We start from the raw sequence: 12,276 nt of genomic DNA, 5'->3' as shown, positions 1-12,276 counted from the left end.
ATTTTTTTGTAGTCTTTTAAGCGTATGATTTTGCGTTCAGTTTTGGAGAAAACAGATGTCAGAAATTCAACATTTTAGCCAACAAGATATAGAAATATTGGGCGAACAAACTTTGTATGAAGGTTTTTTCACACTTAAACAAATCCAATTTAAACATAAACTTTTTGCTGGAGGGCAAAGTGGCATCGTAACCCGAGAATTACTGATTAAAGGTGCCGCCTCAGCAGTTATCGCTTATGATCCAAAAGAAGATTCTGTGATTTTAGTCGAACAAGTTCGTATTGGTGCGGCTTATCATCCAGAATCTAATCGTTCGCCTTGGTTACTTGAACTAATTGCGGGTATGGTGGAAAAAGGCGAAAAGCCAGAAGAAGTTGCTTTGCGTGAGAGTGAAGAAGAAGCGGGAATTCAAGTCAAAAATTTAACGCATTGTTTAAGTGTGTGGGATAGCCCAGGTGGCATAGTGGAGCGGATTCATTTATTTGCAGGCGAAGTGGATAGCTCACAAGCAAAAGGTATTCACGGTTTGGCTGAAGAAAATGAAGATATTCGAGTACAGGTAGTAAAACGTGAACAGGCGTATCAATGGATGTGCGAGGGGAAAATTGATAATGGCATTGCAGTGATTGGATTGCAGTGGCTTCAATTAAATTATGCTCAGTTACAACAAAGTTGGAAATGTAGTTAGGGGGCATTAATGAAAAATACGTTTGTTTATCAGGCGGAAAAGCCTGTTATTAAATTATTACAAATTACGGATCCCCATTTATTTAAAGATGAAAGTGCGGAATTATTGGGGGTAAATACACAAGCAAGTTTTGCTCAAGTATTAAAGGAAATTCAGCAAGAAAATAACCAATTTGATGTGATTCTTGCTACAGGCGATCTGGTGCAGGATAGTAGTGATGAAGGTTACACTCGTTTTGTAGAAATGATGAAGCCTTTCAATAAACCCGTATTTTGGATTCCAGGAAATCACGATTTTCAGCCTAAAATGGCAGAATTTTTAAATCAACCACCAATGAACGCGGCAAAACATCTTCTATTGGGCGAACATTGGCAAGCTGTATTGTTAGATAGCCAAGTTTACGGTGTACCGCACGGACAACTAAGCCAACATCAACTCGATTTATTAAAAGAAACCTTAGAAAAAAATCCTGAACGCTATACGTTGGTTGTATTACACCATCATTTATTACCAACTAATTCCGCATGGCTTGATCAACATAATCTTCGTAATTCTCACGAATTGGCAGAAGTGCTTTCGCCTTTTACTAATGTGAAAGCTATTTTGTATGGGCATATTCATCAAGAAGTAAACAGTGAATGGAATGGTTATCAAGTGATGGCAACGCCAGCAACTTGTATTCAATTTAAACCTGATTGCCAGTATTTTTCTCTTGATACCTTACAGCCTGGTTGGCGTGAAATTGAGCTATATTCAGATGGTTCAATTCGTACGGAAGTAAAGCGTATTCAGCAAGCGGAATTTTTGCCGAATATGCAAGAAGAGGGATATTAAATTTTGTGGACGTTTTAAAAATCGTTTTCATAGTGCGTATTTTTAAAACGTCCACTATTCTAATTCAATAAAAGTGCGGTCAAATTTTTAATTGTTTTTAACGATTCGCCAGTTCAAAAATCATCGCTTCTGCTTGGCAACTAAAAGTGAAAGAAGCATTTAGTTGAACGCCGTTTTCAACTGCCACGATTTCGCTTTTAATTTCGCAAGGATCGCTTTCTGTATTGCGCGCTTTCTTTGTTAATCGTTCAAGCGCTGCATTGGCATCAGCTTCTGTGTTATAAACTTGATGTACTTCTACGGTACAGTCAGAGCCATCAATAATTGTGCCTACATCAACACAGCTACAAGTTAAGGATTCTTCTGCTTTGCATTTTACGGTCATTTTCTTTTCCTTATATGAATATTTTGGCACATTTTATCATTTTTCTTGTTCCCCATAAATGACAAAAATTGAACAAAACAATCCATTAAATGCAAAAAACTCCTGCTAACTGATCGTAGCTCTAATAAAAATAGTTGCACTCAATAGATTCTGGCTTTACAATTGCCCAAATTTTTATTTATAACAAAGGGTTCCAAATGAAAAAATTTAATCAATCTATATTAGCAACGGCAATGTTGTTGGCTGCAGGTGGTGCAAATGCGGCGGCTTTCCAATTGGCGGAAGTTTCTACTTCTGGGCTTGGTCGTGCCTATGCGGGTGAAGCGGCGATTGCAGATAATGCTTCTGTCGTGGCAACTAACCCAGCTTTGATGAGTTTATTTAAAACTGCACAGTTTTCCACGGGTGGCGTTTATGTTGATTCTAGAATTAATATGAATGGTGATGTAGATTCTTCTATAACAGCTACTACAATGAGAACAACAAAGTACGGCTCAGCTTCAGCGCGTAATGTTATTCCTGGTGCTTTTGTGCCAAATCTTTATTTCGTTGCGCCAGTGAATGATAAATTCGCGCTGGGCGCAGGAATGAATGTCAATTTCGGTTTAAAAAGTAAATATGACGATAGTTATGATGCTGGTGTATTTGGTGGAAAAACTGACTTGACTGCTATCAACTTAAATTTAAGTGGTGCTTATCGAGTAACAGAAGGCTTGAGCCTAGGTTTAGGGGTAAATGCAGTTTATGCTAAAGCCCAAGTTGAACGGAATGCGGGTATTATTGCGGAGAGTGTTAAGATTGCACAAAACGCAATCAAAACAGTAAATCCTAAAGATAAAGCTACTGACTATTTGACCTCTAAAGACAAATCTGTTGTGTCATTACAAGATAGAGCAGCTTGGGGGTTTGGCTGGAATGCAGGTGTAATGTATCAATTTAATGAAGCTAACCGAATTGGTTTAGCCTATCATTCTAAAGTGGACATTGATTTTACTGACCGCACTGCCACTAGTTTAGAAGCAGAGGTTATTGAGGCAGGGAAAAAAGGTAATTTAACCCTTACATTGCCAGATTACTTAGAACTTTCTGGTTTCCATCAATTAACTGACAAATTTGCAGTGCATTATAGTTATAAATATACCCATTGGAGTCGTTTAACAAAATTACATGCTAGCTTCGAAGATGGTAAGAAAGCTTTTGATAAAGAATTGCAATACAGTAATAACTCTCGTGTTGCATTAGGGGCAAGTTATAATCTTGATGAAAAATTAACCTTACGTGCGGGTATTGCTTACGATCAAGCTGCATCTCGTCATCACCGTAGTGCTGCAATTCCAGATACCGATCGCACTTGGTATAGTTTAGGGGCAACCTATAAATTCACGCCGAATTTATCTGTTGATCTTGGCTATGCTTACTTAAAAGGCAAAAAAGTTCACTTTAAAGAAGTACAAAAAGCTGTAGGTGGCTTCATAACAACAACCGCAAATTACACTTCTCAAGCACACGCAAATCTTTACGGCTTAAACTTAAATTATAGTTTCTAATCCGTTAAAAAATTTAGCATAATGAAGCACACTTCCACACCAAGTGTGCTTTTCTTTTATAAAACAAGGCGAAAAATGACCGCACTTTATTACACTTATTACCCCTCGCCAGTGGGACGGCTTTTGATTTTATCTGACGGCGAGAGCATTACGCATATTGATTTTGAAAAAGAGCAATATGCGCCTAATCCAAAATGGCACAAGCAAGATGAATTGCCTGTTTTTCAAAAAGTGCGGTTAGCTTTTGAACGATATTTTAATGGGGAAGTTGAGTATTTTTCAGACATTCCCTTAAAACCAGAAGGCACCGCGTTTCAACAAGCCATTTGGCAAGCCTTGCGAGAAATTGATTATGGCAAGCTTTCAACTTATGGAGAGCTGGCGTTACGTATTAATAATCCTAAAGCTGTTCGTGCCGTGGGCGGCGCGGTAGGCAGTAATCCGATTAGCATTATTATTCCTTGTCACCGCATTTTAGGTAAAGATCGTACTTTAACTGGTTTTGGCGGTGGCTTAGAGGCAAAACGTTTTTTATTACAGTTAGAGAAAATTCCCTATATTGATAAAGGCACTGAAAACACGAAGCCTCGCTTTTTTAAGAAATATCACGAATGATTCCACAAACCCTTGAACAATTACTTTCCCAAGCGCAATCCATTGCTGGCTTAACTTTTGGGGAGTTAGCTGATGAACTGCATATTCCTGTCCCGATTGATTTAAAACGTGATAAAGGCTGGGTCGGCATGTTATTAGAGCGTGCTTTAGGCGCAACGGCAGGGAGTAAAGCTGAACAGGATTTTTCTCATTTAGGTGTTGAACTTAAAACGTTACCGATTAATGCGGAGGGTTATCCTCTTGAAACCACCTTTGTGAGCCTTGCTCCATTGGTACAAAATTCAGGGGTTAAATGGGAAAATTCTCACGTTCGTCATAAACTTTCTTGTGTACTTTGGATGCCGATTGAAGGCAGCCGCCATATTCCATTACGTGAACGCCATATCGGCGCGCCAATTTTCTGGAAGCCAACCGCTGAGCAAGAACGTCAATTAAAACAAGATTGGGAAGAATTGATGGATTTAATTGTACTTGGCAAATTGGAGCAAATTACCGCTCGAATTGGTGAGGTTATGCAACTTCGCCCGAAGGGTGCAAATAGTCGCGCTGTGACAAAAGGCATAGGAAAAAATGGCGAAATTATAGATACCTTGCCTTTAGGTTTTTATCTAAGAAAAGAATTCACCGCTCAAATTTTGAACGCATTTTTAGATGTAAAGCCACTTTAACTTGATTTTAAAACGCGTCAAAAACACGGAAAAAACCGACCGCACTTTTTAGCTTATCGCCATAAAAAATTAAAGGAATCCGATTTCGTTCCCAAGGTGGTACGCTTAATTCTTGCCAGATTTTTTTTATATCTTCTCTTGGTCGTTTCGGATGATGTTTCACTTTGCCCGAATAGCCAAAACGAATAGAAATAGGCAAGTTCGTTTTTTCCAGCGTAACAGAGTAATCCTGCCAGTAGAAAATCAGATTATTTTCATTTTCTTGAACAGTGAGATTGCCTAAATTATCAGGTAAACTTAGCATGTTTTGTTCTAATTTTAGGCAGTATTTGGTTAGATCAGAAAACCGTTTAGTTAAATATAAACTATCTTGATAACGTCGAATGACTTTATTTACAAGCTGAAACTGAGGATTTGCCTCTTCTTTTGCAAAAATGACATCATTAATAAGTTGTGTAAGCTGGCGTTTACTTGGCATTTCAAGTTGGTTTTTGGCAAGCCACATACGCAAAAGTGCGGTCTGTTTTGCGAGAGAATATTTGCGGAACAGACACAGTTTAAATTGGTTTTTAATTTGACAATGTTGTGCAAAAATTTCGCTCAATAAATCATTAATTAGCTGTTGTTGCTCAAAACAATGTTGTGCGGAACGTTGCACGGCTAAATCAAAATAAGCCCAGCGTGCACGTAATTCTGGCAAAATTTCATTGCGTAAGAAATTACGATCGTATCGGTTATCCTCATTACTTTCATCTGTAATCCAGTTGAGTTTTTCTTTTTGCGCGTAATTTTCTAACTGGGTGCGAGTAAAGCCTAACAAAGGGCGTAAAATTGGCATGCCGAACAATACACTTTGTTGTTGCATTGCGCCTAAGCCTTGTAGCCCACTGCCACGTTTTAGGGCTAAGAAAAAGGTTTCAGTTTGATCGTTTAGATGATGTGCTGTAACCAGCATTTCTTGTGTTTGAAGATGTTTTTTTATGGCTTGATAGCGTGCTTCACGCGCCCCAGCCTCAATGCCATTGGTTTTATCTACTTGTACGCGCTCGATAATCAACGGAATTTGTAATTGATCGCACAAGTCTTGGCAGTGTTTAGCCCAACTGTCTGCATTGGGGCTTAAGCCGTGATGGATATGGATAGCTCGTACTGATAAAGGCGGTAAGTGCGGTTGTTTTTGACAAAGTTTTGCAAATAAAGAAAGAAGTACAGTGGAGTCCAAACCACCACTCAAGGCGATAAGAAACCCTTGAGCGGTGGTTTTTTTGAGTTGTTTTTCAATGTCTGAAAGTAAATCCATTAGGCAACTTTTTCAGCTTTATAGTTGCTGCTTGGATTGAGAATTTCAAAACGTGCGGCAATGGTTTGTAATTCGTAAGAACCCAGTTCAAAGGTGGTTTTCATTACGCCTGCTACTTCGTTATTCATCGCTTCAAAAGCTTCAACATCAGATTTTCCATTGAGTAAATTTGCTAAGAATGTCCCTGCGATTAAATCGCCCACGCCCACTGGTTCAAAATTGAATTGATAAAGTGGACGGCTTAAATGCCAAACACCTTCAGGGGTTGCCATAATAATTTCAAATGTATCAGGATCGTTAATTTTACCCGCGCTGCCTAAATGTTTAACGAGAACTTTCTTCACGCCTTTTGCAATCAACGCATTCACCGCTTTTAATACATCGTCAAAGGTATTAATTGGGAATTTTGTGAACTGACGCAATTCGTGTAAGTTTGGCGTCATAATGTCCGCCACTGGAATCGCTTTTTCAATAAGTGCTTCGCGAACACCATTGGCAACCACGCAGATTTTTTTCGGATGTGGCATTACAGGGTCGCATAAATAAAGCGCATTTGGATTACGCAGTTTGATTTGCTCTAAAGCAAAAAGAATTTGATCGACTTGTTCCGCAGAACCTAAATAACCAGATAACAAGGCATCACATTCTTGTAGTTTTTCAATATTATCAAGCCCAGTCACAATTTCTCGGATTTGTTCTTGTGGGATTACCATGCCTGTCCATTTGCCATATTGAGTATGGTTAGAGAATTGCACGGTATTTAATGCCCATACATCGACGCCTAATAACTGCATTGGAAAAGTCGCGGATTTGTTACCTGCAAAACCATAGACCACGTGGGATTGGATTGAAAGTACGTTTTTCATTGTGTTTTCTCCTTTGTTGTATATTTAGATCAAAAAAGAGCGGCAAAAATCACCGCTCTTTTAGAATGTTAGTTAGCAATAACCGTAAGACATTAAACGTTCATAGCGTCTATTTAATAATTCTTCTTTGCTTAGTCCGTCAAGTTCTGATAAATCTTCTTTTAAGCGAAGTTTTAAGTTTTCAGCTATTTTTGCATAATTGCGATGTGCACCGCCCAAAGGTTCTTGCACAATGCTATCGATGAGATTTAATTCTTTTAAACGGCTTGCGGTTAATCCCATTACTTCCGCTGCAGTCGATGCTTTTTCCGCACTTTTCCAAAGAATAGACGCACAGCCTTCAGGCGAGATAACAGAATAAGTGGAATACTGCAACATATTCACTTTATCGCCCACGCCGATAGCTAACGCACCGCCCGAACCGCCTTCACCGATAACGGTACAAATAACAGGAACGGTAAGTTGTGCCATTTCGCGTAAGTTGCGAGCAATAGCTTCCGCTTGACCGCGTTCTTCTGCACCAATACCTGGATAAGCCCCTGGAGTATCAATAAATGTGATAATTGGCAATTTAAAACGTTCAGCCATTTCCATTAAACGTAACGCTTTACGATAGCCTTCAGGTGCAGGCATACCAAAATTACGACTCACTTTATCTTTTACAGTACGGCCTTTTTGATGACCGATAACCATCACTGGGCGACCATCTAAACGTGCCAAGCCACCAACAATCGCTTTATCATCAGCAAAAGCGCGATCGCCAGCAAGTTCTTCAAATTCCGTAAAAATATGTTCGATATAATCTAATGTATAAGGGCGGTTTGGATGACGCGCCATACGTGAAACTTGCCAAGCATCAAGGTTAGCAAAGGTTTTTTTAGTGAGTTCGTTACTTTTCTTTTGTAAGCGTTTGATTTCATCAGTTAAATCAACTTTATCATCCGATGCTGCATGTAATGCTTCAATTTTTGCTTCTAATTCTGCAATCGGCAATTCAAAATCTAAATATTCTTGGTTCATTTTGTTATCCTAAAAAGACCGTAAAAATTGACCGCACTTTATCAAGAATTAAACTGTGGCGCAAATGGTTTTCACTGGTTGGGCAAACTTATAATCGCTCTTTTTTGAAGAGTGATAAGACAAATAAAAACGCTGAACAAATCACAACGGAAGGCCCAGCAGCGGTATCATAAAAGGCTGATAATATTAGCCCGCCTATAATTGACAACATACTGACTACAATCGCCCAGCCCACCATAGATTCAGGCGTTCTCGCAAAGCGACGAGCGGTTGCCGCAGGGATTATTAATAATGATGTGATAATTAATGCCCCGACAAATTTCATACTCAAGGCAATCGTCAATGCGGTTAATATCATTAAAATAAAACGCATTTTTTTGATATTAATGCCTTCAACTTGCGCGAGTTCTGGCGATACGGTGGTGGAAAGTAAGGATTGCCAAAAGTAAATTAATGTTGAAAGCACAATTATCACGCCAATGCCGATATAAATTAAATCCGTATAATTAATTGCGAGTAAATCCCCAAATAAATAATTCATTAAATCTACCCGTACATTCCGTAATAATCCTACTGTCACAACGCCAAGAGATAAACAGCTATGAGCGATAATGCCGAGCAAGGTATCAATAGAAAATTGCGTATTGCTTTCTAACCACACCATTGCAATAGCAAGAATTAAGGTAAGCACCACAATTGCAATGTAAGGATTGACTTGTAAGAAAATACCTAACGCCACGCCGAGCAACGCAGAGTGAGAAAGGGTGTCGCCAAAATAAGCCATTTTCCGCCATACCACAAATACGCCAAGTGGTGCGGTAATAAGCGAAAGCACAATGCCTGTTAAAAGGGCAGGAAATAAAATTTCAAACATTATTTATCCTTATTTTGACAATGCACTGCTGATGAATTACAACCGCACACATCGCCGTGCAAGGTGTGATGATGATTGTGATGATGGGTATAAAAGCCGACATTTTGTGCGATCTGATTTCCCCATAAACGCATAAATGTTGGATCATTTGAGAGAACATCGGGCGTACCTGCACAACAAATATGTTGGTTAATACACAATACTTCTTTACTATCCGCCATCACAATATGTAAATCGTGTGATACCATCAATACGGCACAATTTAATTTTTGTTGGGTTTGATGAATGAGCTGATAAAGTTCTGCCTGCCCAGTAATATCTACGCCTTGAGTGGGTTCGTCTAGCACAAGTAAATTCGGTTTATTTAAAATTGCACGTGTCAATAATACACGTTGCATTTCGCCACCAGAAAGTTTTTGCATATTGCTTTTGCGTAAATGTGAAATCGAAAGTTGCTCAAGTGCGGTGAGTATTTCTTGGGTTTTAATGCCTTTTTTTAGCGAAAGAAATCGCTCAACCGTAATAGGCAAACTATGATCCAAATGGATTTTTTGTGGTACATAACCAATGCGAACATTTTTACTATAAATGACTTCGCCAGAAGTGGGCATTTGTAGTTTTAATAAGGTTTTTAACAACGTTGATTTGCCACCACCATTTGGCCCCACAATGGTAATAATAGAATTGGGATAGATATTTAAATTAATATCTTGCAGAGCGGTTTTTTGTGCGAAAACCACATTGATATTTTTTAATTGAATGAGCGGTTGTGGGTTTTGCTCGTTGCGAATGGCTGTGATATTCATAAAATCGCCGTGTTTTCAACAATGGTTGGGGAAAATAACGCATTTTTATAGAATTCTCAAGATTTTCTATCCAATGTCGAATATTTAAGCATTTGAATAATGCTTTTTCCATAGGAATGAATTTTCTTTATAATCTGTAGTCTGAATGCTGAAAACTTTTTTATTTTAGGGATGCCAGTGCAACACGTAAAATTAGCTCGAGATAGAAGAAAAAAACGCGCATATATAAAAGTAGGCGTGTTTTTTGTTGCTATTCTGCTTATTTTGACAGGCATTTTACTTACAATAAAAGACAAATCTGAAGAAAATCCCATATTTTCCACCTCTGACAGTGGGGAATATCACGAGTTAAATACATCGCCAAATAAAAATTCCACCGCACTTCAACCTTATGAAGATGCCACCTCTTATGATGATGAACTACAAGCAAAAGATGATGAAGTTGATGAAGTAAAACTATCTTCAGATGATCTCGGTACTTTACCTCAACACGCACAAGACGCACTCAATGGTTTATTAGACGCAGCCGATCAAGCCATAAGAATTACTGATCAATTTAGCTATACGGTAACCGAAGGAGATACGTTAAAAGATGTTTTAGTTTTATCTGGTTTAGATGATTCATCAGTACAACCGTTGATTAAGCTTGATCCCGAATTAGCCCACTTAAAAGCAGGTCAGCAATTTTACTGGATTTTAAATAAAAATGATAACTTGGAATATTTAAATTGGCTGGTTTCTGAAAAAGAAGAACGTATTTATGAACGTCTCGAAGATGGGAAATTTAAACGCCAAGTTATTGAAAAGAAAAGTATTTGGCGAAAAGAAGTATTAAAAGGCGAGATTCAAAATTCTTTAAATAGTAGTTTAAGAGAACAAGGTCTTGATACGCGACAAATTAGCCAACTTAGTAACGCCTTACAATGGCAAGTGAGTTTACGAAAACTAAAAAAAGGAACTCAATTTGCCATTTTAGTTTCTCGTGAATATTTAGGCGATAAACTCACTGGTCAAGGTAATGTTGAGGCGTTACGTATTTCATCTGGTGGTAAAAATTATTATGCTGTGCAAGCTGCAAATGGTCGTTATTATAATCAGCAAGGAGAAACCTTAGGCAAAGGTTTTGCTCGTTATCCATTGCAACGCCAAGCACGCGTTTCCTCCCCTTTTAATCCAAATCGTCGTCATCCAGTAACAGGACGTATTCGTCCGCATAAAGGTGTGGATTTCTCCGTTTCTCAAGGCACACCAGTTATTGCACCAGCAGATGGCACAGTTGAAAAAGTTGCTTATCAGGCTGGCGGTGCAGGACGTTATGTTATGTTACGTCACGGGCGTGAATATCAAACTGTTTATATGCATTTGAGCAAATCCCTAGTAAAAGCAGGGCAAACAGTTAAAAAAGGCGAACGTATTGCACTTTCTGGTAATACGGGGATTTCTACGGGGCCGCATTTACATTATGAATTTCATATTAACGGTCGAGCAGTGAATCCTCTTACTGTTAAATTACCCGGTACTAGCAGTGGTATGACTTCAGCTGAACGGAAACAATTCCTTGTTCGTGTTCGTGAAGCTGAAAAAATGTTAAAACCTTAGCGATATAAAGTGCGGTCAAAAATGGTCGCATTTTTACCTTATGTAAAATAATATTTACACTTTGTTGTAAAGAAATTATCATAGCCATATCTTAATTATTTCCATTCCCTGAATATGCCGATTTCTAAATTTAATCCTCAAAAACCTTTCGAGTGTTTTATTGTACAAAGTGAAGCGATGAAAAGTGCGGTAGAAAACGCGAAACGTTTTGCTATGTTTGATGCGCCTTTGTTAATTCAAGGCGAAACGGGGAGTGGAAAAGATTTGTTAGCGAAAGCCTGCCATTATCAGAGTTTGCGTCGCGATAAAAAATTTATCGCAGTAAACTGTGCTGGTTTGCCTGATGAAGATGCGGAAAGTGAAATGTTTGGTCGAAAAGTCGGAGACAGTGAAACCATTGGTTTTTTTGAGTACGCAAATGAGGGAACTGTATTACTAGATGGCATCGCAGAACTTTCATTGGGTTTACAGGCTAAATTATTACGTTTTTTAACGGATGGATCTTTCCGTCGAGTAGGCGAAGAAAAAGAGCATTATGCAAATGTGCGAGTGATTTGCACATCACAGGTTCCACTTCATTTGCTTGTTGAGCAAGGTAAAGTTCGTGCTGATTTGTTTCATCGCTTAAATGTTCTCACTATTAATGTGCCTGCATTACGAGATCGCATGGCTGATATTGAGCCACTGGCACAAGGTTTTTTACAGGAAATCAGTGAAGAATTAAAAATTGCAAAACCAACTTTCGATAAAGATTTTCTTCTTTATTTACAGAAATATGATTGGAAAGGGAATGTTCGTGAGCTTTATAACACTCTTTATCGTGCTTGTTCGTTAGTACAAGATAATCATTTAACTATCGAAAGTTTAAATCTTGCTCTGCCACAAAGTGCGGTGATTTCTTTGGATGAATTTGAAAATAAAACCTTAGATGAAATTATTGGTTTCTATGAAGCACAAGTCCTAAAATTATTTTATGCAGAATATCCAAGCACGAGAAAATTGGCTCAACGTTTAGGCGTTTCCCATACTGCCATTGCGAATAAATTGAAACAATATGGAATTGGAAAGTAGTTT

Annotated in this window: 13 protein-coding genes; 7 read left to right on the top strand and 6 right to left on the bottom strand. The window is 38.4% G+C overall.

Annotated elements, in window-relative coordinates; all coding sequences use genetic code 11:
* The first annotated feature begins 55 nt into the window (after nucleotides 1-55).
* Together nudF and cpdA are read left to right on the top strand one after the other, a co-directional pair.
* The gene (gene nudF, locus DQN24_RS03510; protein ID WP_021035668.1) at nucleotides 56-688 is read left to right on the top strand and encodes an ADP-ribose diphosphatase; all 633 of its coding nucleotides are present in this window, start codon (nucleotides 56-58) and stop codon (nucleotides 686-688) included.
* Nucleotides 689-697: 9 nt separating this feature from the next.
* Nucleotides 698-1,522 carry a 3',5'-cyclic-AMP phosphodiesterase gene (gene cpdA, locus DQN24_RS03505; RefSeq protein WP_111695405.1) on the top strand — a complete coding sequence of 275 codons (825 nt, stop codon included), beginning with the start codon at nucleotides 698-700 and terminating at the stop codon, nucleotides 1,520-1,522.
* A 97-nt stretch (nucleotides 1,523-1,619) separates the two neighbouring features.
* Here cpdA and DQN24_RS03500 read toward each other — a convergent pair whose 3' ends face one another.
* The gene (locus DQN24_RS03500) at nucleotides 1,620-1,907 is read right to left on the bottom strand and encodes a YfcZ/YiiS family protein (RefSeq protein WP_021035670.1); all 288 of its coding nucleotides are present in this window, start codon (nucleotides 1,905-1,907) and stop codon (nucleotides 1,620-1,622) included.
* 197 nt (nucleotides 1,908-2,104) lie between these two features.
* On the opposite strand from DQN24_RS03500, the gene DQN24_RS03495 reads away from it, so the two are divergent.
* From DQN24_RS03495 to mutH, 3 genes are all read left to right on the top strand, one after another.
* Nucleotides 2,105-3,454, top strand: a complete 1,350-nt coding sequence (locus DQN24_RS03495; RefSeq protein WP_041175378.1) for a porin — start codon at nucleotides 2,105-2,107, stop codon at nucleotides 3,452-3,454.
* Nucleotides 3,455-3,529: 75 nt separating this feature from the next.
* The gene (locus tag DQN24_RS03490; protein ID WP_021035672.1) at nucleotides 3,530-4,069 is read left to right on the top strand and encodes a methylated-DNA--[protein]-cysteine S-methyltransferase; all 540 of its coding nucleotides are present in this window, start codon (nucleotides 3,530-3,532) and stop codon (nucleotides 4,067-4,069) included.
* A complete protein-coding gene (gene mutH / locus DQN24_RS03485; protein WP_005649232.1) occupies nucleotides 4,066-4,737 on the top strand; it encodes a DNA mismatch repair endonuclease MutH in 672 nt (223 codons plus the stop codon). The genes DQN24_RS03490 and mutH overlap by 4 nt, the downstream gene beginning before the upstream one ends.
* A gap of 7 nt (nucleotides 4,738-4,744) precedes the next feature.
* Here the strand turns inward: mutH and tilS are convergent, their stop codons facing one another.
* From tilS to znuC, 5 genes are all read right to left on the bottom strand, one after another.
* Nucleotides 4,745-6,037 (bottom strand): tRNA lysidine(34) synthetase TilS, encoded by a 1,293-nt coding sequence (tilS, locus tag DQN24_RS03480; protein ID WP_021035673.1) that lies wholly within the window; start codon nucleotides 6,035-6,037, stop codon nucleotides 4,745-4,747.
* The gene (pdxY, locus tag DQN24_RS03475; RefSeq protein ID WP_111695404.1) at nucleotides 6,037-6,903 is read right to left on the bottom strand and encodes a pyridoxal kinase; all 867 of its coding nucleotides are present in this window, start codon (nucleotides 6,901-6,903) and stop codon (nucleotides 6,037-6,039) included. The genes tilS and pdxY overlap by 1 nt, the downstream gene beginning before the upstream one ends.
* Nucleotides 6,904-6,975: 72 nt before the next feature.
* Entirely contained in the window at nucleotides 6,976-7,923 is a 948-nt protein-coding gene (gene accA, locus DQN24_RS03470) for an acetyl-CoA carboxylase carboxyl transferase subunit alpha (RefSeq protein ID WP_111695403.1), read from the bottom strand.
* Nucleotides 7,924-8,011: 88 nt separating this feature from the next.
* Nucleotides 8,012-8,797 (bottom strand): zinc ABC transporter permease subunit ZnuB, encoded by a 786-nt coding sequence (znuB, locus tag DQN24_RS03465; RefSeq protein WP_005630045.1) that lies wholly within the window; start codon nucleotides 8,795-8,797, stop codon nucleotides 8,012-8,014.
* Nucleotides 8,797-9,603, bottom strand: a complete 807-nt coding sequence (gene znuC / locus DQN24_RS03460) for a zinc ABC transporter ATP-binding protein ZnuC (protein WP_111695402.1) — start codon at nucleotides 9,601-9,603, stop codon at nucleotides 8,797-8,799. Before znuC ends, znuB begins: the two co-directional genes overlap by 1 nt.
* Before the next feature lie 171 nt (nucleotides 9,604-9,774).
* Between znuC and mepM the strand changes: the two genes are divergently transcribed.
* A complete protein-coding gene (mepM, locus tag DQN24_RS03455; protein WP_111695401.1) occupies nucleotides 9,775-11,202 on the top strand; it encodes a murein DD-endopeptidase MepM in 1,428 nt (475 codons plus the stop codon).
* A gap of 114 nt (nucleotides 11,203-11,316) precedes the next feature.
* On the top strand, nucleotides 11,317-12,273 hold the full coding sequence (locus DQN24_RS03450; protein ID WP_110442575.1) for a sigma 54-interacting transcriptional regulator: 957 nt from the start codon (nucleotides 11,317-11,319) through the stop codon (nucleotides 12,271-12,273).
* The last annotated feature ends 3 nt before the right edge of the window (nucleotides 12,274-12,276 follow it).

The organism is Haemophilus influenzae (assembly GCF_900475755.1).
GTDB classification, from domain to species: Bacteria; Pseudomonadota; Gammaproteobacteria; order Enterobacterales; family Pasteurellaceae; genus Haemophilus; species Haemophilus influenzae_D.
Note: the sequence above shows the minus strand (reverse complement) of the source record. Positions and strands in the feature narration are given on the sequence as shown.

Coding starts and splice junctions, on each gene's coding strand:
- nudF (WP_021035668.1), top strand. CDS start 56: ATGTCAGAAATTCAACATTTTAGCCAACAAGATATAGAAATATTGGGC.
- cpdA (WP_111695405.1), top strand. CDS start 698: ATGAAAAATACGTTTGTTTATCAGGCGGAAAAGCCTGTTATTAAATTA.
- DQN24_RS03500 (WP_021035670.1), bottom strand. CDS start 1,907: ATGACCGTAAAATGCAAAGCAGAAGAATCCTTAACTTGTAGCTGTGTT.
- DQN24_RS03495 (WP_041175378.1), top strand. CDS start 2,105: ATGAAAAAATTTAATCAATCTATATTAGCAACGGCAATGTTGTTGGCT.
- DQN24_RS03490 (WP_021035672.1), top strand. CDS start 3,530: ATGACCGCACTTTATTACACTTATTACCCCTCGCCAGTGGGACGGCTT.
- mutH (WP_005649232.1), top strand. CDS start 4,066: ATGATTCCACAAACCCTTGAACAATTACTTTCCCAAGCGCAATCCATT.
- tilS (WP_021035673.1), bottom strand. CDS start 6,037: ATGGATTTACTTTCAGACATTGAAAAACAACTCAAAAAAACCACCGCT.
- pdxY (WP_111695404.1), bottom strand. CDS start 6,903: ATGAAAAACGTACTTTCAATCCAATCCCACGTGGTCTATGGTTTTGCA.
- accA (WP_111695403.1), bottom strand. CDS start 7,923: ATGAACCAAGAATATTTAGATTTTGAATTGCCGATTGCAGAATTAGAA.
- znuB (WP_005630045.1), bottom strand. CDS start 8,797: ATGTTTGAAATTTTATTTCCTGCCCTTTTAACAGGCATTGTGCTTTCG.
- znuC (WP_111695402.1), bottom strand. CDS start 9,603: ATGAATATCACAGCCATTCGCAACGAGCAAAACCCACAACCGCTCATT.
- mepM (WP_111695401.1), top strand. CDS start 9,775: ATGCCAGTGCAACACGTAAAATTAGCTCGAGATAGAAGAAAAAAACGC.
- DQN24_RS03450 (WP_110442575.1), top strand. CDS start 11,317: ATGCCGATTTCTAAATTTAATCCTCAAAAACCTTTCGAGTGTTTTATT.